Genomic DNA, 21,202 nt, shown 5'->3' with positions numbered 1-21,202 from the left:
AGAAGGATAAGTTTTATGGCGAAAACGAGCGCAGTTGAAAAGAACAAGCGCCGCCGCAAGCTGGTCGCAGGTCAGGCATCCAAGCGTGCTGCCCTGAAGGCGACCATCATGAACCAGTCTCTTCCGATCGAAGAGCGGTTCAAGGCAACTCTGAAGCTGGCCTCCCTCCCGCGCGATGGTTCGAAGACCCGCGTACGCAACCGTTGCGAAGTCACCGGTCGTCCGCGCGCTTACTATCGTAAACTCAAGATGTCGCGTATCGCGCTTCGTGAACTTGGCAACTTCGGCCGCGTGCCGGGCGTTGTGAAGTCGAGCTGGTAAGGAGCTGGGCACATGGCAATGACTGATCCCTTGGGCGATATGCTCACCCGTATCCGTAACGGCGCTGCCCGTCGCAAGTCCAGCGTTTCGACGCCGGCTTCGAAGCTGCGTGCGCGCGTTCTGGATGTTCTTCAGGCTGAAGGTTACATCCGCGGTTACAGCGAAGTCGAATTCGGCAACGGCAAGGCCGAGCTGAACATCGAACTGAAGTACTATGAAGGTGCGTCCGTGATCCGTGAGATCGGCCGCGTCTCCAAGCCGGGCCGCCGAGTTTATGTCTCGGTCAAGTCCATTCCGCAGGTCGCGAACGGTCTCGGCATCACCATCCTTTCGACTCCGAAGGGTGTGATGGCTGATCACCAGGCACGCGAACAGAACGTTGGTGGCGAGGTTCTTTGCTCCGTATTCTAATACGGTGCAAGGATCTCCATAACGAACAGACAGGATTAAAACATGTCTCGTATCGGTAAGAAGCCCGTTCAGGTTCCCGCTGGTGTCACCGCGACTGTCGATGGACAGAAGGTGACGGCAAAGGGCCCGAAGGGCGAACTGTTCTTCGTCGCAAACGACGAAGTCGCGGTTAAGTTGGAAGAGGGCGCTGTCGCCGTTTCTCCGATCAACCAGTCCAAGGATGCTCGCTCGAAGTGGGGCATGTCCCGCACGATGATCGAAAACATCTTCAAGGGCGTCAAGGACGGCTACGAAAAGCGTCTCGAAATCAACGGCGTCGGTTACCGCGCTTCCCTGCAGGGCAAGAACCTGCAGCTGGCGCTCGGCTTCAGCCACGACGTTGTTTACGAAACGCCGGAAGGCATCACGATCGCTGTGCCGAAGCCGACGGAAATCGTCGTCACCGGTATCAACAAGCAGCAGGTCGGCCAGGTTGCCGCGGAAATCCGCGAATACCGTGGTCCCGAGCCCTACAAGGGCAAGGGCGTCAAGTATGCCGGCGAGCGGATTGTCCGCAAAGAAGGCAAGAAGAAGTAAGGAACACGCGAAATGGCTACAAGGAAAGATACTCTTGTGCGTCGCGCCTCTCGCGTGCGCCGTCAAATCAAGGCCGTTGCCAACGGCCGTCCGCGCCTGTCGGTTCATCGCTCGTCGAAGAACATCTACGCTCAGGTTATCGATGACGTTGCAGGCAAGACGCTCGCGTCCGCCTCGACCCTCGATACGGATCTCCGCTCTTCGCTGAAGACTGGCGCCGATGCAGCAGCTGCTGCAGCCGTCGGCAAGCTTCTCGCTGAGCGCGCTTCGAAGGCTGGTGTCAAGGACGTCGTCTTTGACCGTGGCGCCTTCATCTATCACGGCCGCGTCAAGGCGCTCGCCGAGGCAGCCCGCGAAGGCGGTCTGAACTTCTAATGCAAATTTCCAGACTTTCGGGTCTGGACTCGAAGAATTTGCTTGGATAATACCCGGTCGCTTCGGTTTCCAAGAAACCGAAGCGATTTTGTCAATCTGCCGATTGCACCCGGAAAAGAAAAAGGAAAAGGACAATGGCACAAGAAAAAAGAGGTTCTCGCGAAGACCGCCAGAACCGCGAGGAGCGCGACAGCGAATTCGTCGATAAGCTCGTCGCAATCAACCGCGTCGCAAAAGTCGTCAAGGGCGGCCGTCGTTTCGGCTTTGCTGCTCTCGTCGTCGTCGGCGACCAGAAGGGCCGCGTAGGCTTCGGTCATGGCAAGGCACGCGAAGTGCCGGAAGCCATCCGTAAGGCCACCGAAGCTGCCAAGCGCGAACTTATCTTCGTTCCGCTGCGCTCCGGCCGCACGCTGCATCATGACGTTCACGGCCGCCACGGCGCCGGCAAGGTTCTGCTCCGCGCTGCAAAGCCCGGTACCGGTATCATAGCTGGTGGTCCGATGCGCGCTGTTTTCGAAACGCTCGGCATGCACGACGTCGTTGCGAAGTCGACCGGTTCGTCGAACCCGTACAACATGATTCGTGCCACGTTCGACGCCCTGAAGAGCCAGGCGCACCCGAAGGACATCGCAGCACAGCGCGGCATGAAGTATGCCACGCTGCAGGCTCGTCGTGCGTCCGCCGGCGTCGCTTCCGAAGAATAAGGGAGCCTGAACAATGGCTAAGAAAGAAGTTGCACAGAAGACGGTTACCGTCGAACAGATCGGTAGCCCCATTCGCCGCCCGGCCAGCCAGCGCCAGACGCTGATCGGCCTCGGCCTCAACAAGATGCACCGTGTTCGCACGCTGGAAGATACGCCTGCCGTTCGTGGCATGATCCGGTCCATCCAGCACCTCGTTCGCGTCGTCGACGAGAAGTGAGGGAGATACAGTCATGAAACTGAATGAAATCAAGGACAACGAAGGCTCGACCAAGAACCGCAAGCGTCTTGGCCGCGGCATCGGCTCCGGCTCCGGCAAGACCGGCGGCCGTGGTGTCAAGGGTCAGAAGGCTCGTTCGGGCGTTGCCATCAACGGCTTCGAAGGCGGTCAGATGCCCATCTACCGTCGTCTGCCGAAGCGTGGCTTCAACAACATCTTCCGTGCGGATTTTGTTGTTGTGTCGCTCGGCCGCATCCAGACCGCAATCGACGCCAAGAAGCTTGATGCTTCCGCAACGATCGATGCTGCTGCACTGACGGCTGCCGGCGTTATCCGCCGCGCCAAGGACGGCATCCGCGTTCTCGCCGACGGCGAACTGAAGGCGAAGGTTTCGCTTGAAGTTGCCGGCGCCTCCAAGCCTGCGATCGAAAAGATCGAAAAGGCTGGCGGTTCGGTGAAGCTGCTTTCGGGCGCTGCTGAATAATTTGCCTTGAGAACCGCCCGGGGTGCTTCACACCGGGCGGTTTTGCTCCCATATGTGAGCCCTCACCGAAAATGCGGCAGGATAAGCCGTAACGCATTGAACGGAGACCAAGTGGGCCCATGATTGCAGTCGCAGTCGTTTCCGCGCCGGTTTCCAACCACAGAATTTAGCTTTTCCGGAGCAACCCGGTTCGTTCCGCGGGTTCCGAATGGCTACGCGGAGAATTGCATGGCTTCTGCAGCGGAACAGCTCGCCTCCAACTTGAACTTCTCGACTTTCGCCAAGGCGGAAGATCTGAAGAAACGCCTCTGGTTCACCCTTGGTGCACTGCTGGTGTATCGCCTCGGCACCTATATCCCGTTGCCCGGCCTTAACCCCGACGCATTCGCGCAGGCCTTCCGGGGCCAGAGCGGCGGTATCCTCGGCCTCTTCAATATGTTTTCCGGCGGCGCCGTTGAGCGCATGGCGATCTTCGCCCTGGGAATCATGCCCTACATCTCCGCCTCGATCATCGTTCAGCTAATGACTTCGGTCGTTCCCTCGCTGGAACAGCTGAAGAAGGAAGGCGAGCAGGGCCGCAAGATCATCAACCAGTACACCCGCTACGGCACGGTGCTGCTCGGCACGCTGCAGGCTTACGGCATTGCGGTCGGTCTCGAGAGCGGCAACGGCCTCGTCGGCGATCCCGGCTGGTTCTTCAAGATTTCCACCGTCATCTCGCTGCTCGGCGGCACGATGTTCCTGATGTGGCTTGGTGAGCAGATCACCTCGCGCGGCATTGGCAACGGTATTTCGCTGATCATCTTCGCGGGCATCGTCGCCCACCTGCCGACGGCTCTGGCCGGCACCCTCGAACTGGGCCGCACCGGCGCCCTGTCGACGCCGCTGATTCTCGCGATCATCGTCATGGTCGTCGCGGTCATCGCGCTGATCGTCTTCGTCGAGCGCGCCCAGCGCCGCCTGCTGATCCAGTATCCGAAGCGCCAGGTCGGCAACCGCATGTTCCAGGGCGATACTTCGCACCTGCCGCTGAAGCTGAACACCGCCGGCGTCATCCCAGCGATCTTCGCATCGTCGCTGCTGCTTCTGCCGGCAACGCTCGCAGGCTTTGCCAACAGCGCCAACATGCCGGCCTGGGCGACTACGGTCGTTGCCGCTCTCGGCCACGGCAAGCCGCTCTATATGGTGCTTTACGGCGCCCTGATCGCCTTCTTCGCCTTCTTCTACACTGCGATCGTCTTCAATCCGAAGGACACGGCCGACAACCTGAAGAAGCACGGCGGCTTTATCCTCGGTATTCGTCCGGGCGAGCGTACGGCTGAATATATCGATTACGTCCTGACCCGAATCACGGTTCTCGGCGCGATCTACCTGATGTTCGTCTGTATCCTGCCTGAAATCCTCATCGCGCAGACTGGCGTGCCGTTCTACCTTGGTGGTACGTCGCTTTTGATTGTTGTCAGCGTGACCCTTGATACTGTAGCACAGGTGCAGGGTCACCTGATCGCTCAGCAGTATGAGGGGCTGATCAAGAAGTCGAAGCTGCGTGGAGGGAAGAGGGGACGATGAGACTGATATTTTTGGGGCCGCCGGGTGCCGGCAAGGGCACACAGGCAAAGCTGCTGACGGAACGCTACGGCATTCCGCAGCTTTCCACCGGCGATATGCTGCGTGCGGCCGTGGCCGAGCAGAGTGATGTGGGCAAGCGTGCCAAGGCTGTGATGGATGCGGGTCAGCTCGTATCCGACGAGATCGTCAACGAGATTGTCTCGGACCGTATAGATCACCCGGACTGCGCCAACGGCTTCATCCTCGACGGCTATCCGCGCACGGTTCCCCAGGCGGTCGCGTTGGCCAAGATGCTCGAAAGCAAGGGCCTCGCGCTCGATGCCGTCATCGAACTGAAGGTCGATGAAGAAGCGCTTTTGAAGCGCATCGAGAATCGTGTAGCAGAAACCGTCGCTGCCGGCGGCAAGGTTCGCTCGGACGACAACCCGGAATCGGTGAAGAAGCGTCTCGTGGAATACCGCGAGAAGACTGCGCCGCTTTCTGAGCATTATGCCTCGACCGGTCAGTTGAAGACTGTGGACGGCATGGCGGATGTCGGGGTCGTGACCCACGAGATCGCGAAAATCCTGGGCTGAGCTTTCGGCAAAGCCCAAAAAGCAAGTGATGGGAGTTGACTTTTACGGTCGATTCCGTCAAACACCGCGCTAACTCGCAACATGCTGGGATCGGCGCGGATTTCGAGAACGAAGTCCGGGCGCGATCTTTTTGACGTGTTCCGAACATCAACTTAACGGTCAGTCCTTTTCAGGGCTGGATAACGAAGTACCTATTGCCGGACGGCAACTGGAAGCAAGGAGAACAGGCGTGGCTCGTATCGCTGGCGTCAACATCCCGACTGCAAAGCGCGTAGTTATCGCGCTGACCTACATTCACGGGATCGGTCCGAAATTTGCGCGGGAAATCATGGAAAAGGTCGGCCTTTCGGCTGACAAGCGCGTCCATCAGCTGACGGACTCCGAGATCCTGCAGATCCGCGAAGCTATCGACCGCGATTACCAGGTCGAAGGCGACCTGCGTCGCGAGACTTCGATGAACATCAAGCGTCTGATGGACCTCGGCTGCTACCGCGGCCTGCGTCATCGCCGCTCGCTGCCGGTTCGCGGCCAGCGCACGCACACCAATGCCCGTACCCGCAAGGGTCCGGCAAAGGCGATTGCTGGTAAGAAGAAGTAATTTCCCTTTGCGGGGGGTGGGGAGGCTGGTGCTCGGCGCCGGCCTCTTTTCGTAGTTTCGGAAGGGGCGTCCAGAATGCCCCTCCGGTGGAGCTGCTGGCATTACGGCAGTGACGATATCGCCGCGCAGGCCGATCTTCGGTTTGCGTAATGACTGGAATTCAGGTCGGGACTTCGATGTCCCTTCCGGTGGAGCCGCTGGTATTACGGCGGTGCAGAGATCAACGAAAGGTATACCATGGCCAAGGAAGCCACCCGCGTTCGCCGTCGCGAACGTAAGAACATTTCGACGGGCGTTGCTCACGTCAACTCGTCGTTCAACAACACGATGATCACCATCACCGACGCACAGGGCAACGCGATTGCCTGGTCGTCGGCCGGCTCGAAGGGCTTCAAGGGTTCGCGCAAGTCGACCCCGTTCGCTGCCCAGATCGCTGCTGAAGACGCCGCCAAGAAGGCTCAGGAACACGGCATGAAGACGCTCGAAGTCGAGGTCTGCGGTCCGGGTTCCGGCCGTGAATCGGCTCTGCGCGCCCTGCAGGCTGCCGGCTTCATGATCACCTCGATCCGCGACGTCACGCCGATCCCGCACAACGGTTGCCGTCCGCGCAAGAAGCGCCGCGTCTGATCATTCACTTCGTCGGCCGGGGGAAGGTTACTTCCTCCGGTGCTTCAGGGCTCGGTTGCCACGATAGGATGGTGGCAACGAACGGAAGGCAAAATACATGATTCAGAAAAACTGGCAGGAACTCATCAAGCCGAACAAGGTCGAGTTCTCCTCTTCCGGCCGCACCAAGGTCAGCCTTGTTGCCGAGCCGCTTGAGCGTGGCTTCGGTCTGACCCTCGGCAACGCGCTTCGCCGCGTTCTTCTGTCGTCGCTTCGTGGCGCTGCGGTCACCGCAGTCCAGATCGACGGCGTCCTGCACGAGTTCTCCTCCATCCCCGGCGTTCGGGAAGATGTGACGGACATCGTGCTGAACATCAAGGAAATCGCCATCAAGATGGATGGCGACGACGCAAAGCGCATGGTCGTGCGCAAGCAGGGTCCGGGCGTTGTAACCGCCGGTGACATCCAGACGGTTGGCGATATCGAAATCCTCAACCCGAACCATGTGATCTGCACCCTCGACGAGGGCGCCGAGATCCGCATGGAGTTCACCGTCAACAACGGCAAGGGCTATGTGCCGGCCGACCGCAACCGTTCGGAAGATGCTCCGATCGGCCTCATCCCGGTCGACAGCCTGTACTCGCCGGTCAAGAAAGTGTCCTACAAGGTGGAAAACACCCGCGAAGGCCAGGTTCTCGACTACGACAAGCTGTCCATGCAGATCGAGACCGACGGTTCCGTCACCGGTGAAGATGCAGTCGCTTTCGCGGCCCGCATCCTTCAGGACCAGCTCGGCGTCTTCGTCAATTTCGACGAGCCGCAGAAGGAAGCCGAAGAAGAAGCCGTTACCGAACTGGCGTTCAACCCGGCGCTCCTCAAGAAGGTCGACGAACTGGAACTTTCCGTCCGTTCGGCGAACTGCCTGAAGAACGACAACATCGTCTATATCGGCGACCTCATTCAGAAGACCGAAGCCGAAATGCTTCGCACTCCGAACTTTGGCCGCAAGTCGCTCAACGAAATCAAGGAAGTTCTCGCTTCCATGGGCCTGCACCTCGGCATGGAAGTGCCGGCATGGCCGCCCGAGAACATCGAAGATCTCGCCAAGCGCTACGAAGACCAATACTGAACAAACAGAAGGCAGGTATGAACTCTGCCTTTCCCCGTCAAACAGCAGGCAAATGCCTGTATGTGCCAGGAAACGGCAGGACCTCTGAAGAACAGGTCGCCTGCACTTAAAGGAGAATAGCAATGCGCCACCAGAAAGCCGGCCGCAAGCTCAATAGAACCGCCAGCCACCGCAAGGCCATGTTTGCCAACATGGCTGCTTCGCTCATCGAGCACGAGCAGATCGTCACGACCCTGCCGAAGGCAAAGGAAATCCGTCCGATCGTCGAAAAGCTCGTTACGCTCGGCAAGCGCGGCGATCTGCACGCTCGTCGTCAGGCCATCTCGCAGATCCGTGACGTCGCTGTCGTCGCCAAGCTGTTCGACGCCATCGCTTCGCGTTACGCAACCCGCAACGGCGGCTACCTGCGCATCATGAAGGCTGGCTACCGCCACGGCGACAACGCCGCTCTCGCCGTCATCGAATTCGTTGACCGCGACCCGGCCGCAAAGGGTGCGAAGGATCTCGCCCGCGTTGCCGCTGAAGCAGAAGCTGAAGCCGCTTAATATTTTCCGATCTTCGGAAGAGCAAACAGCCGGGCTAAAAGCCCGGCTGTTTTGCGTTTTGGGCTCCGAGGCCGGTATTGGGTCATCTTCACGTTTCCGCCGTCTTTGCTTTTTACCCGTGAGGTCCTATCTCTTTGTCTCCATGATCGATTCCAGCAGGTTCTCATGACCGTCAAGCCTCTTGCTCTCGTGCTATCAGCGATGGCCGGACTAGCGATTTTCGCTTTCGTCCTCCAGCCAAACACCGGCGTTGCCCAGACCAACTCCGCGGAAACGCAAAAGACCATCCCGCAAAGCCAGGTCGAGATGCAGTTGTCCTTTGCGCCTTTGGTCAAGCAGACGGCGAATGCGGTCGTGAATGTCTACGCGGAAAAGACCGTCGAGAGCCGCTCGCTGTTTTCCGGCGATCCCTTCTTCGAGCAGTTCTTCGGCCAGCAGATGCCGAACCGTTCGGAGAAGCAATCTTCGCTCGGCTCCGGCGTAATCGTCGGCAAGAACGGTATCGTCGTCACCAACAACCACGTCATCGAGGGTGCCGACGATATCAAGGTGGCGCTGGCCGATGGCCGCGAGTTCGCCAGCAAGGTCATGCTCAAGGACGACCGTCTGGATCTCGCCGTCTTGAAGATCGAATCGGATGGCCCGTTCCAGACGATCCCCTTCGGTGATTCCGACGCCGTCGAAGTCGGCGATCTCGTGCTGGCGATCGGCAATCCGTTCGGCGTCGGTCAGACGGTGACATCGGGCATCGTTTCGGCGCTGGCGCGCAACCAGATCGTGTCCGGCGATTTCGGCTTCTTCATCCAGACCGATGCGGCGATCAACCCCGGCAATTCCGGCGGTGGCTTGATCAACATGAAGGGCGAGCTGATCGGCATCAACACCGCGATCTTTTCCCGCGGCGGCGGCTCGAACGGGGTGGGCTTTGCCATCCCCGCCAACCTTGCCAAGGTTTTCGTCGCGTCTGCCGAGGGTGGCAACGGCAGTTTCCGCCGCCCCTATATCGGCGCCAGTTTCGAGCCGGTGACATCCGAAGTCGCCGATGCGCTCGGTCTCGACCGGGCGCGCGGCGCGCTCGTCAGTTCGGTCGTCGATGGCGGGCCGGCTGCAGCCGCGGGTCTTCGTCCGGGCGAAGTCGTGCTGGCGGTGAACGGTATTCCGGTCGAACACCCGGATGCGCTCGGCTACCGGCTGACGACGGTGGGCGTCGGCCACGATGCCAGGCTTACGGTTGCCGATAACGGTAAGAATCACGAGGTGACGCTGGCGCTGACCGACGCCCCGGAAAAGCCCGCCCGCGACGAGCGACTGATCGACGGGCACAATCCCTTCGCCGGCGCCGTCGTCGCCAATCTCTCGCCGCGGCTTGCCGATGAAATGCATATGGCGGGTGGCACGCTCGGCGTGGTCATCACCGAGACCAAGCGCGGCTCGCCGGCGGCGCGGCTTGGCTTCCAGCCGAAGGACATCATCGTCGCCGTCAATGGCGAGCCGGTCAAAAGCTCGGAAGCCTTGGAAAAGCTGGCGGCCGACGATCCGTCCTTCTGGCGTGTCGAGATCGAACGCGATGGCCAGCGCATTCGACAGTTCTTCCGATGAGCGATCTTTTCTCGCCCCATGAGCCACCGGGCATGGAAAGCAAACGGCCGCTGGCGGATCGCCTGCGGCCGCAAAACCTTGCCGAGGTGACGGGGCAGGGGCATTTGACCGGCGAAGACGGTGCGCTGACGCGCATGATCGCCTCCGGCACACTTGGCTCGATGATTTTCTGGGGGCCACCGGGAACCGGCAAGACGACAGTGGCGCGGCTGTTGTCGGGCGAGGCCGGTCTCGCCTTCGAGCAGATTTCCGCGATTTTCTCCGGCGTCGCCGACCTGAAAAAGGTGTTCGAATCGGCCCGCGCCCGGCGCATGTCCGGCCGCCAGACGCTGCTGTTCGTGGATGAGATCCATCGCTTCAACCGTGCCCAGCAGGATAGTTTCCTGCCGGTCATGGAAGACGGCACGGTGATCCTCGTCGGCGCGACGACGGAAAATCCGTCCTTCGAACTCAACGCCGCTCTTTTGTCCCGAGCGCGGGTGCTGACCTTCAAGCCCCATGACGAGGCAAGCCTCGGCGAATTGCTGGCGCGCGCCGAGGCAACCGAGGGCAAGCCCCTGCCGCTGGACGAGGAGGCGCGGGCAAGCCTGATCCGCATGGCCGATGGCGACGGCCGCGCCGTGCTGACGCTGGCGGAAGAGGTCTGGCGCGCCGCGCGTAAGGACGAGGTTTTCGATGCCAAGGCCTTGCAGGAGATCGTTCAGCGTCGCGCGCCGGTCTATGACAAGGGGCAGGACGGCCACTACAATCTTATTTCGGCGCTGCATAAATCCGTGCGCGGCTCGGACCCGGATGCGGCGCTCTATTATCTCTGCCGCATGTTCGATGCCGGTGAGGACCCGCTCTATCTCGGGCGGCGGCTGGTGCGCATGGCGGTGGAGGATATCGGCCTTGCCGATCCGCAGGCGCTGGTCATCTGCAATGCCGCCAAGGATGCCTATGATTATCTCGGCTCGCCGGAAGGGGAACTGGCGCTGGCGCAGGCCTGCGTCTATCTCGCCACAGCGCCGAAATCCAACGCCGTCTATACCGCCTATAAATCCGCAATGCGGGCGGCCAAGGAACACGGCTCGCTGCTGCCGCCGAAGCATATCCTCAATGCGCCGACCAAGCTGATGAAGGGCGAGGGCTACGGCGACGGCTATCGTTACGACCATGACGAGCCGGATGCGTTTTCCGGCCAGGATTATTTTCCGGAAAAGATGGGGCGCCGGACCTTTTACGACCCGCCGGAGCGCGGGTTCGAGCGCGACATCCGCAAGCGGCTGGACTGGTGGGCGAAGCTGCGGCGGGAGCGGAACAACTGAGCAGCCTATGCCCCGCCGCCATAGCTCCCATGCCGTGGAGCATCTTGCTGTGCGGCAAGTGAAATGCCATATGACAAGTGTATGCAGACGGCTGCACGGCGGGAACTTTCCTGCTGAACATCCGCGGGGACGGCCTCGCTCCTTAGAACGGAGTTTATCATGGCCTGGGCCATTCTTTTCCTTGCGGGACTTCTCGAAATCGGTTGGGCGATCGGGCTCAAATATACGGATGGCTTCACCAAGCCGTTGCCGACGGTGTTGACGGCCGCCTCCATGGTAGCGAGCGTCGTGCTTCTCGGTATTGCCATGCGAACCCTGCCGCTTGGGACGGCTTATGCGATATGGACCGGTATCGGTACGGTCGGCACCGTCATTCTCGGCATCTTCCTTTTCGCCGAACCCGCGACGGCAGTCCGTCTCGGCTGCATCGCGCTGATCATCGCCGGCATCGCCGGACTTAAGATGACGGCGTGATTCTAAAAGAGAAATTACGGCTGTCTCAATCTCCTCCGTCATGCTGGGCCTTGAGCCGAGCATCTATCAGGCTCTCCTCTCGGCTTAAGGCCGAGGATGACGGAGAGTGAGGAGGCAGGGGGTGCCAATAAAAAAGCCGCGTTATGAACGCGGCTTTTTTTATGGGCGGTTTGCTGCAGTCAGCGCAAGGCATCCAGCGTCCGGGTTGCCGCCAGCATGTCCTGCCAGCGATGTTCGCGGCGCTGGAAGGCTTCCTCGTCGGTGCCCCAATGTTCGATCTGCCAGTCCTCGTCGAGATGGGCGAGTTCCCAGGCTTCTTCCGCCGAAATCCGCTTTTCGGCAAAGGCGATGGCGAGCAAGGCGGAGCCGGTGAGCGAGGTGATTGTGTGCAGGCAGGCAAGGCCGAGCGGCGTCGCATAGGAACGCAGCGCCCCGGCATAGGCATTGATCGCCGCAGCCGGCTGTTCCTGATGCACGATGCCTTCGGCAAGGATGAAGCGTGCGCCGAGCGTTTTGGCAGCCCAGGCGAGGATCGGGTCCCAGCGTTCGGTCTGGCGGGCGACGAGGCCTTCGGGATCGGAAGCGCGGTAGCAGAGCATGTCCGTTCCGGCAAATTTCAGGATGTCGTCGAAGACGCCGCGAATATCCTTGGCCACGCCGTCGAGCGCCGTATTGGCGAGGCGCGTCACCGGCATGGTGGCAGGATTGATTTCTTCTTTCTGCGCTTCCCACTCCTCGACGAGAAGTTCGGCAACACCGGCGGTCGGAACGGTGAGCGGCGCTTTTGCCGGGGTGCGGACGTTGCGGCCGTCGAGCAGCACGGCATAGCCGCCGTTTTCGGCCGGAGCGATCGTAACGGTCGTGTAGAAACGCTTCGGCAGGGGCTTCAGCATCTGTATCTGAGCGCGGCGCACCGGATCGGGGTCGCTCAGCGCGCCGGTCAGTTCATCGCGGATATCAGGCATGCCGGTTCTCCATCCATTTCAAGATATCGTCGGGCGCGTGGGCGACGTAATCGGCACCGGAGGCCATCAGCTCCGGCACGGAGGCATAGCCCCAGGCGACGCCGATGGCGCGCGCGCCGGCGCTTTTCGCCATCTGCATATCATAGATCGCGTCACCGACGACGATCGTCCGGGCCGGGTCGATTCCGGCTTCATCGCAGCATTCCGTCACCATGGCCGGATGCGGCTTCGAGGGGCAATCATCCGCAGTGCGCGATGTGAAGAAAGTCTTTTCGAAACCATGGCTTGCGCAGATCGCTTGAAGTCCGCGCCGCGACTTTCCCGTTACGGCACCCAGAATCAGGTCGTCCTGCTTCGACAGCGTCGAAATCAACGCGGCGATGCCCGGAAAAAGCGGCTCCTCGAAGCCCGGTTCGGCCCGCACGCCGGCAAAAAGCGACTTGTAGTGGGCCGTCATGGCGAGGCACTGGTCGTCGACGTGAGGCAGGCCGCGCATGCGGGCAATGGCGATGTCGAGCGTCAGGCCGATCACGCCCTTGGTATCGGCAAGCTGCGGCAAGGGCAGGGCGAAATCGCGGAAAGTGCGGGACATCACCTCGTGGATCAGCCCGGCGCTGTCGACCAGCGTGCCGTCGCAATCGAAGAGGACGAGCTGCATCAGTCGTCTTCCCCGGCGCTGTTCATATCGAAGCCGAAGAGGTTCCAGGTCTGGACCATATGCTGCGGCATCGGTGCGGTGATCTTCAGGCGGCCACCATCCGGGTGCGGGATATCGATGTGGCGGGCATGGAGGTGCAGCCGGTTCTGGACACCGCCCGGAAAATTCCAGCTGGGCTCTGCCTCGAAATATTTGGGATCGCCGAGGATCGGGTGGCCGATATGGGCGGCGTGGACGCGCAGCTGATGGGTGCGGCCGGTGTAGGGCTCCATCTCCAGCCAGGCGAAATTCTGGCCGGCCTGCTCGATGATGCGGTAATAGGAAATCGCGTGATCGGCGCCATCGTCACCATGTTTGGCGATGCGCATGCGGTCGCCGTCCGGCGTCTGTTCTTTCACCAGCCAGGTGGAGATCTTGTCCTCGCGCTTGCGCGGAACGCCTTTCACCAGCGACCAGTAGGTCTTCTTGGTGTCGCGCTCGCGGAAGGCGGCCGTCAGTTTTTGCGCGGCGCCGCGGGTGCGGGCGATGACGAGCACGCCGGAGGTATCGCGGTCGAGACGGTGGACGAGGCGCGGCTTTTCGCCTTTGGGGCTGGTCCAGGCCTCGAGCATCTGGTCGATATGGCGGTTGACGCCGGAGCCGCCCTGCACGGCGATGCCCGCCGGCTTGTTGAGCACGATGACCTTGGCATCCTCATGCAGCAGCATGCGCGACAGCAGCTCATGATCTGAGGAGTTGCGCAAGTCGCGGCCGGCGATCGGCCCGGTCTTCTTGGCATCGACCTCCATGGGAGGGATGCGGATGACCTGGCCGGGCTGTACGCGGGTATCGGATTTCACCCTGCCGCCATCGACGCGGACCTGACCGGAGCGCAGGAGCTTTTGCAGCGCGCCGAAGCCGAGGCCGGGATAATGCACCTTGAACCAGCGATCGAGCCGCATGCCCGTTTCATCGGCTTCCACCTGCCTGTGTTCGATACCTGCCATCCGCTTAATCCGCCTTCGCTACCACGCGCCCATCATGCGATGCCGGATCGCCTGAAGAAAAGGGCTTTTTCTGTATGTCGCCACGTGCAGCGCTTGGGGCTGCAGACAGGCACGCTTTAGACCATTGCGCGCATAAGGGCCAGCCCGGCGACCACGGCGAGGCCGGAAAGAATGACACTGGAACCGACATAAAGCATCGCCGGCATCGTTTCGCCGCGTTCGAGCAGCGCAATCGCATCGAGCGAGAAGGAGGAGAAGGTCGTATAGCCGCCGAGAATGCCGGTAATCAGGAACACGCGCATCTCCGGCGAGCCGCCGAATTTCCGCATGATCGCTTCGGACATGAAGCCGATGAGGAAAGAGCCGGTGATATTGACGGTGAGCGTGCCCCAGGGGAAGGCGGGGCCGAAACTGCGCAGCGTGCCGAGACCGACGAGATAACGAAGCACGGAGCCGATGGCACCACCGAGCGCGACGAGGAAAAGATGGGTCATGGGCTTGGCACTAGCGCATCTTGCCGCTGTTGAAAAGCGTAGGCGGTTTTATCCAAAGGGCCTGGGAATAATCCGGGCTTAATATTTGAATGCTTATATACACCGGATAACGCTTCCTCCGGTTATGCTGCCATGAGCCCCGCAATCAAATTTACCCATTACGATCTCAAGCAACTGCGTGCCGGCCTGACGGTCGAGATCACGCTATCGGCTGTCGCCAATGTCCGGTTGATGACCGCGCCGAATTTCGCCGCCTACAAGCAGGCGATGAAACACCAGTTCATCGGCGGCGTGGCGAAGAAATCGCCGATCAAGCTCACCATTCCGCAGGCCGGCCACTGGCATGTCGTCGTCGACATGGAAGGCCATCATGGTCACGCGGAATCGAGCATCCGCATCATCGAGACGGTGCCTGCGCCGAGGTTTCAGTCGGCTTCCTGACGGAATATTTCCCTTCTCCCCGGCGGGGAGAAGGGAAAACGGCTTCTTACGCCAGCCGCTCCGCATGCCACTTCAGGTGATCGTCCATGAAGGTGGAGATGAAATAATACGAGTGATCGTAGCGCTCGTGCATGCGCAGCGTCAGGCCGATATCGGTCCCCTTGATCGCCTCCTCGAACAGCCACGGGCGCAGGCCGTTTTCAAGGAAGCTGTCGGCCTTGCCCTGGTCGATCAGGAATTCCGGGAAGCGCGCGCCATCCTTCACCAGCGCGCAGGCATCGTATTGCCGCCATGCGGCCCGGTCATCGCCGAGATATTTTTCGAACGCGCCGACCGACCAGTCGGCAGTCGAAGGCTCGACGATCGGGGCGAAGGCCGAGCAACTCTTGAAGCGGTCGGGATGTTTCAGCGCGATGGTAATGGCGCCGTGTCCGCCCATGGAGTGGCCGAAGATGCCCTGGCGGCTCATGTCGATGCGGAAATGCGGGGCGATGAAGGCCGGCAGTTCCTCGGTGATGTAGGTGTACATCCGGTAGTTTTCCGACCATGGCGTCTGGGTGGCGTCGAGATAGAAGCCAGCGCCCTTGCCCATCTGCCAGTTGGTCAGTTCGTCCGGAACGTCGTTGCCGCGCGGGCTGGTATCGGGGCAGACGATGACCAGGCCGAGTTCGGCGGCCATGCGGCGATATTCGCCCTTTTCCATCACATTGGCGTGGGTGCAGGTCAGCCCCGAAAGATACCAGAGCACGGGGCAGGGTTCGGCGATCGCCTTCGGCGGCACGTAGACGGCGAAGGTCATCTCGCCGCCGCAGGCTTCCGAATCATGGGCGAAAACGCCCTGCATGCCGCCGAAGGCGGTATTCTGGGAAAGGACTTTCATGGATTAGGCTCCCTGATAGGCTCTAGGCCAGCGATACGGCGGCATTGACCGCCGCCGCGACCAGCGTCGTGTTGAAGAAGAAGGAAACGATGGAGTGCAAGAGCGTGAGCTTGCGCATGTCGGTCGTGGTGACCGCGACATCCGATGTCTGGCCGGTCATGCCGATGACGAAGGAAAAATAGAGAAAATCGTAGATGCCGGGCTCGATATCGCCGGGAAAATCGAGACCGCCGGCATGGTCGCCGTCCGGCCCTGTGCCGTCAGCGGGGCTCCAGTAGCGATGGGCGTAATGCACTGCGGCCATCATGTGGATCGTCAGCCAGCCGAGCGTGACGGCGAGAAAGGCAAGCGCCATGAGGGCGAGAGCACGCCCTTCCTTGTCATGCAGCGCCATGAACAGTCCGGCGATGGAAATGACGACGGTTGCGAATGTCGCGGCAAAAACCAGCGTCGCCGGTTCGTCGGTGGCGGCCGCATGTTCCTTCAGGTAGGTCGCCGTCAGCCTCGGAAGCCGTATGCCGGTCAGCACCAGATAGACGAGATAGAAGGCGACCGATGTGCCTGTCAGCACCAGCTTCGGCTCGACCACGAAGATGAACGGCAAGAGCAGCACCGAGACGGCCACGGCCGCATAAAAAGGCATGTGCCGGCGGAAGGAAAGTTTGCTGTCGCCCTTGGCCACCCGGCTTCTCCTAACTGCGCTTGACGCGGCGGCAGAGCCGGTCGAGCGCTTCGAGGAAGGCGGAGCGGTCGCGCGGCGAAAAGGCGGCGTTGTAGCCCTTGCTTTCGCCGGTTTCGCGCAGATGGGCGCCAAGATCGCGCATAGCCGTTGCCATGCCGATATTGCTTTTGTCGAAGACGCGGCCGGTCGGGCCGGTCACCTCGGCGCCGGCCGCGACACAGCGCCCTGCCAGCGGCACATCGGCGGTCACGACGATGTCGCCTTCGCGCGCATGCTCGGCGATCCAGTCGTCGGCCGCGTCGAAGCCGGCCGAAACGATGACATTGCGCACCATCGGATCGCGGGACGGACGCAGGCCCGAATTGGCGACGAAAACCACGGGCAATCCGTGGCGCTCGGCGACCTTCAGGATTTCCGGCTTCACCGGGCAAGCGTCGGCATCGACATAGATGGTGTTTTCGTGGGGGGCGTCGCTCATGGTTCGATCCACCGTTCAGGGGCGTGCGATGACGTTGCCGATCGGCTTCATCGCTTCGCTGGTGCGGTTCTTCGGCGATGTCGGCAGCGAGCGCGTCCTGCCCTTGGGCGTCCAGACCTCCGTCGAAATGCCGCCGCCGGCATAGGCCCAGTTGCCCTTCCAGCTGCCGTCCGGCTGCAGGTCATATTGGGAAATGCCGAAACCGTCGTCATTGCCGTAGCCGATCGACAGCGTGTCGTCGTCGGCTGCTGCGGGGCGGGTGGAGCTGCCGCCCGAACGCTTGCCGCCAAGGCCGACGCCGTAGGATGCGACACCGGCGATCGTCCAGGTGACGGAATAGGTGGTGCCGTTGCGGGTGACAGCGACGGTGCCGGAGTATTCGTCACCGCTGTCGGGATTGACCCCGGTGACATCGTAGCTGCCGACCGGATCGGCCAAGACCAGCGACGGGCTCAAGGCGAAGAGAACCGAAATGGCAAGGCGGCGTGGCAGCATATCCTGTCCTTCAATGGCAAACGCCGCATTCTTGCCGAATGCGGCGTTCCGTTCGGGAAAGCGATGCGCGTTCCCTCACGTTGCGTCAAGCGGATACCGCTCAGTAGATGACAACGCCGCGGATGCTTTCGCCCTTGTGCATCAGGTCGAAACCCTTGTTGATGTCGTCGAGCGGCATGGTGTGGGTGATCATGGCATCGATCTGGATCTTGCCGTCCATGTACCAGTCGACGATCTTCGGAACGTCGGTGCGGCCACGCGCGCCGCCGAAGGCGGTGCCCATCCAGTTGCGGCCGGTAACCAGTTGGAACGGACGCGTCGAGATTTCCTGGCCCGCGCCGGCAACGCCGATGATGACCGACTTGCCCCAGCCGCGATGCGACGATTCGAGCGCCTGGCGCATGACCTTGGTGTTGCCGGTGCAGTCGAAGGTATAGTCGGCACCGCCGATCAGGTCGCCGTTGCGCTTCGTCAGATTGACGAGATAGGGCACGATATCGTCGCCGACCTCCTTCGGATTGACGAAGTGGGTCATGCCGAATTTCTCACCCCAGGCCTTGCGATCCGGGTTGATGTCGACGCCGATGATCATGTCGGCGCCGGCAAGCCGCAGGCCCTGCAGCACGTTGAGACCGATGCCGCCGAGGCCGAAGACGATCGCGGTGGAGCCGATCTCGACCTTTGCGGTGTTGATGACCGCACCGATACCGGTCGTCACGCCGCAGCCGATGTAGCAGATCTTGTCGAAGGGCGCGTCCGGATTGACCTTGGCGACGGCGATCTCGGGCAGGACCGTGAAGTTGGCGAAGGTCGAGCAGCCCATGTAGTGATGGATCTTGTCCTTGCCGATCGAGAAGCGCGAGGTGCCGTCCGGCATCACGCCCTGGCCCTGCGTCGAGCGGATGGCGGTGCAGAGGTTGGTTTTGCGCGACAGGCAGGAATAGCACTCGCGGCATTCCGGCGTGTAGAGCGGAATGACGTGATCGCCTTTCTTCAGGGATGTGACGCCGGGGCCGACGTCGACGACGACGCCTGCGCCTTCGTGGCCGAGAATGGCGGGAAACAGGCCTTCGGGGTCTGCGCCCGACAGGGTGAAGTCATCGGTGTGGCAGATGCCCGTCGCCTTGACCTCGATCAGCACTTCGCCGGCACGCGGGCCTTCGAGCTGTACGGTCATGACTTCCAGCGGCTTGCCGGCCTGAACGGCAACGGCGGCGCGAACGTCCATGGGTGTTCTCCTTTTTATGGCAATGATTTTTATTCACAATCGCAGACCGGCGCGTCGCGCTCAAGCCCGATATGCGGCAATGAACAGGGAGACGTCAGCGCAGGTCCCTGACGACCCGCGCGATTTCCGCCTCAAGAGCTGCAATCGCCTTGCCGGTCTGTTCGTGCAGCGCTCGAACGTCCGCCAGCCGTGCCAGGAGTTGCCCCGAGACGGAATTCGAAATCTCATCCTTCGGTGCCTCGCCGAGGCCCGCGATCAGCCAGGCAGGGGTAACGCCAAGCACGCCGGCCAGCATGAACAGGCGACTGGTGCGGGGCTCCGAGCGGTCGCGCTCCCATGCGGAGACGGTGTCGATATGCACGCCGAGCCGGTCGGCCAGATCGCGCGCCGTCATGCCGAGAGCGTCGCGGGCACGCCAGATGCGGCCGCCCAGCGTGTCGTTGTCCTGCGGGCGGCGCAGCATGGACAGGGCGGTTTCCGTCGATAGGCGCATCGGTATCTCCTCTGTCAGCCGGGTATGAACGGAACGGATATTTCCTCCCGCAATCTACAGAGGCCGATCGGGCAGGGAAATGGCCGCGAGCGGCAAATCATCCGCCAAACGCGCCTTTCACCGACATCCGATAAAGCATCGGCTCATATGCGGCACGAAGCGGCTGTGCGGTTGAAACGGCGGCCGAAGTCGATAAGGTCGCTGCTGTCTTTTATCGGAAATGTCAGAGTGAATACCTCCCCATCCACCGCCACCCAAACGACGGTCCTCCAAGGTCTGGCGATCATGCTCTTTGCCATGATCATCCTGCCGGGCATGGATGCGATCGCCAAATACATGGCCGTCTATCAGGGTATGTCGCCGGGGCAGGTGACGTTCTATCGCTTCTTCTTTCAACTCGTCTCGACGCTGCCGCTGCTCCTGGCGCAGGGCGGACTGAAGGCACTGAAGGCCAAGCGGCTCGGCTTCAACCTTTTGCGCGGCGTGCTCCTGGCGGGGGCGGCGCTTCTGTTCTTCGTTTCGGTCAAATACATGCCGCTGGCGGATGTATTCGCGATCTATTTCGTCGAACCCTTCATCCTCACCTGCCTTTCGGCTGTCATCCTTCGGGAAAAGGTCGGCTGGCGGCGGTGGCTGGCGATCGTTGTCGGCTTCGGCGGCGCGATGATCGTCATTCAGCCGAGCTTCGAGCTGTTCGGCCTGACTTCGCTGCTGCCGATCGGCTGCGCCTTCCTGTTCGCCTGCTATTTGCTGATGAACCGCGCGCTCGGCGATGCCGACCCGCCGCTGGTCATGCAGACCATCGCCGGCATCGGCGGGACGTTGTTCATGATCGGCGCGATCGTGGTCGGTCACGGCATTGGCTCGGTCGACTTCACACCATCGCTGCCGAACACCGGTCTTGGCTGGGTGCTGGTGGTCGTGCTTGGCACGCTCTCGGGATATGGACACTTGCTCGTCGTCAAGGCGTTCCAGGCGGCGCCGGTCTCGATCCTTGCCCCGTTCCACTATTTCGAGATCATCTCGGCGACGGCGCTCGGCTATTTGATCTTCGACGATTTTCCGACGGCCTCGAAATGGCTCGGCATCGCCATCATCGTCGCGTCGGGTCTCTACATGATCTGGCGCGAGCGGCGGCTGGCGCGGCAAAAGATAAATATTGAGTAAACGCCGAAAGCCTTCCCTAAGCCTTTCTTTTGGCAGATTGGAAAGAGGTTCGCCCTAACCTAGTTCCCAGTTTCATGATGAAACGGGAGCATATGGATGGACGTGTTCCGTCTTTCTTATCCGGCATGTGTCATCGCCGGCAAAGTGCGCTTGACCGCACGGGATATCGACGTCCTGCGCGATCATGTTTTCACGGGAGGGATGACCACGTCCCAGGACGCGGTCATCCTTCTTGCGATCAACAGGTCGAGCACCGAAAAATGCCCGGAATGGCAGCCATATTTCATCGAGACCATGACGGATTTCATCGTCCGTCACTGTTATCCGCAAGGGGCGATGGACGAGTGGAACGCCGAATGGCTGATTGCGATGATCTCTACCCGCGGCATCGTCAACTCGCGGATCGAACGCGATCTTCTCTTCCATATCATCGACACGGCGGCGCGGATTCCCGACAGTCTGTCCATCTTCGCGCTGGAACAGATTCGGCTTGCGCTGTCGCACGAAGCCTGCCCGGCAGAACACGGCGCGCCCGAACGCAGGCTCACGATGGAAGATGTCAGGCTGGTCTGCCGGGTGATGGCCGCCATCGCCCGTTCCCGCGGGGTAAATCTGACGGATCGCGAGGCGCGCATGCTGCGGCAGGTCGGCATCCTGATCGGACTGGGCGGGCAGGGGGAGAAGGCCGCCTGAAAACCTCGGCGCATAGCTGTGATGCGCTTCCGGCGCGGTCAGCGAACGGACG

29 protein-coding genes are annotated in these 21,202 nt (G+C 61.3%); 19 read left to right on the top strand and 10 right to left on the bottom strand.

Features of this window, described 5'->3' with window-relative positions; genetic code table 11:
• Window positions 1-15 precede the first annotated feature (15 nt).
• The 16 genes from rpsN (at window position 16) to sugE (ending at window position 11,490) form a co-directional block, all read left to right on the top strand.
• Window positions 16-321 (top strand): 30S ribosomal protein S14, encoded by a 306-nt coding sequence (gene rpsN, locus ASC86_RS08265; RefSeq protein ID WP_056319060.1) that lies wholly within the window; start codon window positions 16-18, stop codon window positions 319-321.
• A gap of 12 nt (window positions 322-333) precedes the next feature.
• Window positions 334-732 (top strand): 30S ribosomal protein S8, encoded by a 399-nt coding sequence (rpsH, locus tag ASC86_RS08260; RefSeq protein ID WP_056319058.1) that lies wholly within the window; start codon window positions 334-336, stop codon window positions 730-732.
• Window positions 733-774: 42 nt separating this feature from the next.
• Window positions 775-1,308, top strand: a complete 534-nt coding sequence (gene rplF / locus ASC86_RS08255; protein WP_056319055.1) for a 50S ribosomal protein L6 — start codon at window positions 775-777, stop codon at window positions 1,306-1,308.
• 12 nt (window positions 1,309-1,320) lie between these two features.
• Window positions 1,321-1,683, top strand: coding sequence for a 50S ribosomal protein L18 (gene rplR / locus ASC86_RS08250; RefSeq protein ID WP_056319051.1), 363 nt, complete (start codon window positions 1,321-1,323; stop codon window positions 1,681-1,683).
• A 134-nt stretch (window positions 1,684-1,817) separates the two neighbouring features.
• Complete coding sequence (gene rpsE / locus ASC86_RS08245; protein ID WP_056319048.1) at window positions 1,818-2,387, top strand: 30S ribosomal protein S5; 570 nt, start codon at window positions 1,818-1,820, stop codon at window positions 2,385-2,387.
• 13 nt (window positions 2,388-2,400) lie between these two features.
• Window positions 2,401-2,604 carry a 50S ribosomal protein L30 gene (rpmD, locus tag ASC86_RS08240; RefSeq protein ID WP_056319046.1) on the top strand — a complete coding sequence of 68 codons (204 nt, stop codon included), beginning with the start codon at window positions 2,401-2,403 and terminating at the stop codon, window positions 2,602-2,604.
• A gap of 13 nt (window positions 2,605-2,617) precedes the next feature.
• A complete protein-coding gene (rplO, locus tag ASC86_RS08235; protein WP_056319043.1) occupies window positions 2,618-3,088 on the top strand; it encodes a 50S ribosomal protein L15 in 471 nt (156 codons plus the stop codon).
• Between the two features lie 228 nt (window positions 3,089-3,316).
• Window positions 3,317-4,657, top strand: coding sequence for a preprotein translocase subunit SecY (gene secY / locus ASC86_RS08230; RefSeq protein ID WP_056319040.1), 1,341 nt, complete (start codon window positions 3,317-3,319; stop codon window positions 4,655-4,657).
• Complete coding sequence (locus ASC86_RS08225) at window positions 4,654-5,232, top strand: adenylate kinase (RefSeq protein ID WP_056319037.1); 579 nt, start codon at window positions 4,654-4,656, stop codon at window positions 5,230-5,232. Before secY ends, ASC86_RS08225 begins: the two co-directional genes overlap by 4 nt.
• A gap of 229 nt (window positions 5,233-5,461) precedes the next feature.
• Complete coding sequence (gene rpsM / locus ASC86_RS08220; protein WP_056319034.1) at window positions 5,462-5,830, top strand: 30S ribosomal protein S13; 369 nt, start codon at window positions 5,462-5,464, stop codon at window positions 5,828-5,830.
• Between the two features lie 237 nt (window positions 5,831-6,067).
• Window positions 6,068-6,457 (top strand): 30S ribosomal protein S11, encoded by a 390-nt coding sequence (rpsK, locus tag ASC86_RS08215; RefSeq protein WP_056319031.1) that lies wholly within the window; start codon window positions 6,068-6,070, stop codon window positions 6,455-6,457.
• Between the two features lie 97 nt (window positions 6,458-6,554).
• On the top strand, window positions 6,555-7,565 hold the full coding sequence (locus ASC86_RS08210; protein WP_037100639.1) for a DNA-directed RNA polymerase subunit alpha: 1,011 nt from the start codon (window positions 6,555-6,557) through the stop codon (window positions 7,563-7,565).
• A 122-nt stretch (window positions 7,566-7,687) separates the two neighbouring features.
• Window positions 7,688-8,110 carry a 50S ribosomal protein L17 gene (rplQ, locus tag ASC86_RS08205; RefSeq protein WP_056319028.1) on the top strand — a complete coding sequence of 141 codons (423 nt, stop codon included), beginning with the start codon at window positions 7,688-7,690 and terminating at the stop codon, window positions 8,108-8,110.
• A gap of 306 nt (window positions 8,111-8,416) precedes the next feature.
• On the top strand, window positions 8,417-9,709 hold the full coding sequence (locus ASC86_RS08200; protein WP_244477563.1) for a DegQ family serine endoprotease: 1,293 nt from the start codon (window positions 8,417-8,419) through the stop codon (window positions 9,707-9,709).
• Window positions 9,706-11,016 carry a replication-associated recombination protein A gene (locus ASC86_RS08195; RefSeq protein WP_056319021.1) on the top strand — a complete coding sequence of 437 codons (1,311 nt, stop codon included), beginning with the start codon at window positions 9,706-9,708 and terminating at the stop codon, window positions 11,014-11,016. Before ASC86_RS08200 ends, ASC86_RS08195 begins: the two co-directional genes overlap by 4 nt.
• A 159-nt stretch (window positions 11,017-11,175) precedes the next feature.
• A complete protein-coding gene (sugE, locus tag ASC86_RS08190; protein WP_056319018.1) occupies window positions 11,176-11,490 on the top strand; it encodes a quaternary ammonium compound efflux SMR transporter SugE in 315 nt (104 codons plus the stop codon).
• Between the two features lie 179 nt (window positions 11,491-11,669).
• Here the strand turns inward: sugE and ASC86_RS08185 are convergent, their stop codons facing one another.
• From ASC86_RS08185 to crcB, 4 genes are all read right to left on the bottom strand, one after another.
• On the bottom strand, window positions 11,670-12,455 hold the full coding sequence (locus ASC86_RS08185; protein WP_056319015.1) for an ATP12 family chaperone protein: 786 nt from the start codon (window positions 12,453-12,455) through the stop codon (window positions 11,670-11,672).
• Window positions 12,448-13,113, bottom strand: a complete 666-nt coding sequence (locus ASC86_RS08180) for an HAD-IA family hydrolase (RefSeq protein WP_056319012.1) — start codon at window positions 13,111-13,113, stop codon at window positions 12,448-12,450. The genes ASC86_RS08185 and ASC86_RS08180 overlap by 8 nt, the downstream gene beginning before the upstream one ends.
• Window positions 13,113-14,099 (bottom strand): RluA family pseudouridine synthase, encoded by a 987-nt coding sequence (locus ASC86_RS08175; protein ID WP_056319009.1) that lies wholly within the window; start codon window positions 14,097-14,099, stop codon window positions 13,113-13,115. The genes ASC86_RS08180 and ASC86_RS08175 overlap by 1 nt, the downstream gene beginning before the upstream one ends.
• A gap of 116 nt (window positions 14,100-14,215) precedes the next feature.
• Entirely contained in the window at window positions 14,216-14,593 is a 378-nt protein-coding gene (crcB, locus tag ASC86_RS08170; RefSeq protein ID WP_056319006.1) for a fluoride efflux transporter CrcB, read from the bottom strand.
• A gap of 132 nt (window positions 14,594-14,725) precedes the next feature.
• On the opposite strand from crcB, the gene ASC86_RS08165 reads away from it, so the two are divergent.
• Window positions 14,726-15,034 (top strand): DUF1883 domain-containing protein, encoded by a 309-nt coding sequence (locus tag ASC86_RS08165; protein ID WP_056319003.1) that lies wholly within the window; start codon window positions 14,726-14,728, stop codon window positions 15,032-15,034.
• Window positions 15,035-15,080: 46 nt separating this feature from the next.
• Here ASC86_RS08165 and fghA read toward each other — a convergent pair whose 3' ends face one another.
• The 6 genes from fghA to ASC86_RS08135 all read right to left on the bottom strand — a co-directional run bounded on the left by fghA (window position 15,081) and on the right by ASC86_RS08135 (window position 19,290).
• Window positions 15,081-15,914, bottom strand: a complete 834-nt coding sequence (gene fghA, locus ASC86_RS08160; protein WP_056319001.1) for an S-formylglutathione hydrolase — start codon at window positions 15,912-15,914, stop codon at window positions 15,081-15,083.
• Window positions 15,915-15,936: 22 nt separating this feature from the next.
• Window positions 15,937-16,557 carry a DUF1345 domain-containing protein gene (locus ASC86_RS08155; RefSeq protein ID WP_056319120.1) on the bottom strand — a complete coding sequence of 207 codons (621 nt, stop codon included), beginning with the start codon at window positions 16,555-16,557 and terminating at the stop codon, window positions 15,937-15,939.
• Window positions 16,558-16,606: 49 nt separating this feature from the next.
• Complete coding sequence (locus ASC86_RS08150) at window positions 16,607-17,074, bottom strand: YaiI/YqxD family protein (RefSeq protein ID WP_056318997.1); 468 nt, start codon at window positions 17,072-17,074, stop codon at window positions 16,607-16,609.
• A 15-nt stretch (window positions 17,075-17,089) separates the two neighbouring features.
• Window positions 17,090-17,569, bottom strand: a complete 480-nt coding sequence (locus ASC86_RS08145) for a hypothetical protein (RefSeq protein WP_056318993.1) — start codon at window positions 17,567-17,569, stop codon at window positions 17,090-17,092.
• Between the two features lie 100 nt (window positions 17,570-17,669).
• Complete coding sequence (locus ASC86_RS08140; protein ID WP_056318992.1) at window positions 17,670-18,797, bottom strand: S-(hydroxymethyl)glutathione dehydrogenase/class III alcohol dehydrogenase; 1,128 nt, start codon at window positions 18,795-18,797, stop codon at window positions 17,670-17,672.
• Window positions 18,798-18,891: 94 nt separating this feature from the next.
• A complete protein-coding gene (locus tag ASC86_RS08135; RefSeq protein ID WP_056318990.1) occupies window positions 18,892-19,290 on the bottom strand; it encodes a helix-turn-helix domain-containing protein in 399 nt (132 codons plus the stop codon).
• A gap of 285 nt (window positions 19,291-19,575) precedes the next feature.
• Here ASC86_RS08135 and ASC86_RS08130 point away from each other — a divergent pair, with 285 nt between their 5' ends.
• Window positions 19,576-20,457 carry a DMT family transporter gene (locus ASC86_RS08130; protein WP_056319116.1) on the top strand — a complete coding sequence of 294 codons (882 nt, stop codon included), beginning with the start codon at window positions 19,576-19,578 and terminating at the stop codon, window positions 20,455-20,457.
• A 96-nt stretch (window positions 20,458-20,553) separates the two neighbouring features.
• Window positions 20,554-21,150: a hypothetical protein gene (locus ASC86_RS08125; protein WP_056318987.1), complete on the top strand. Its 597-nt coding sequence runs from the start codon at window positions 20,554-20,556 to the stop codon at window positions 21,148-21,150.
• Window positions 21,151-21,202 lie beyond the last annotated feature (52 nt).

The organism is Rhizobium sp. Root1212 (assembly GCF_001424985.1).
In the GTDB taxonomy this organism is placed as follows: domain Bacteria; phylum Pseudomonadota; class Alphaproteobacteria; order Rhizobiales; family Rhizobiaceae; genus Pararhizobium.
This window is presented reverse-complemented; position numbering and strand designations above follow the sequence as displayed.